Source organism: Hoylesella buccalis ATCC 35310 (genome assembly GCF_000177075.1).
Lineage (GTDB): Bacteria > Bacteroidota > Bacteroidia > Bacteroidales > Bacteroidaceae > Prevotella > Prevotella buccalis.
The window spans coordinates 1-773 of the sequence record NZ_ADEG01000089.1 but is presented as its reverse complement, the minus strand read 5'-3'; the positions used below and the strand labels follow the sequence as shown (position 1 = coordinate 773).

Here is a 773-nt window from a genome sequence, read left to right as displayed (position 1 = left end):
GAGGGCAGACTTCTTTAGCTTGCCCTCTTTCACGAGTTTCCGCTTCTCTTCTTTTATTTGTTCAAGCAATTCTTGGGCTGTGCCTTCGCTATCAATCTGTGGAACGAGCTTTCCTTGGATTGCCTCTTGCAACACAGATTTCTTTAATTTATCATATATATTTTGATTGAGCCTATTCAATTTATTTGCTTCTAACTCGTATTTATCAATTAGGGACAAAATTATATTGTATCTTTCAACCAGTCTGTTTTGTTCTGATAAAGGAGGAATCGGCACAAGGACAGCCTTTAGATATTCAAACGGTGGAATATTCTTAATAGCAGAACCTGCCCCTTTCATCTGAGCCTCGTTCAAAAGCATATAAGCAAAGTATATTTGCCAGTATTCAGCCATGTTCAAATCAAAAAGCGAAACCCTCATTAATGCTTGGTTAATAATGCCGATGGAAGCATCAGATGGCAGAAGATAGATTTCACCGATTGTTCCTGCACAGCTTACTATAATATCATTTGGTTTGACAACAAAACTTTGCATTGTTTCAAACTTTTTGGGGCTAATATAATAGTCACCAAGTGTATGGTTTTTTTGTATTGCATTCTTTTGCTCATAGACCTTAATACTTTGTGTGCTTTTTGTCACAAACATAGACTTTGTTAAGCTGCTTCCAAAAGGTCCTTTTCTATACATAGCCAAGTCGTTGAGCCTGCACCATTCCCACCCTTGCGGTATCTCAAACGGGACTTCGTCATCAATGCATTTCACCTCGCCTGTGG

General features: G+C 38.6%; 1 protein-coding gene. It reads right to left on the bottom strand.

Features of this window, described 5'->3' with window-relative positions; genetic code table 11:
- The coding region (locus HMPREF0650_RS09535; protein WP_004350374.1) for a restriction endonuclease subunit S at positions 1 to 773 on the bottom strand (773 nt) is incomplete at both ends.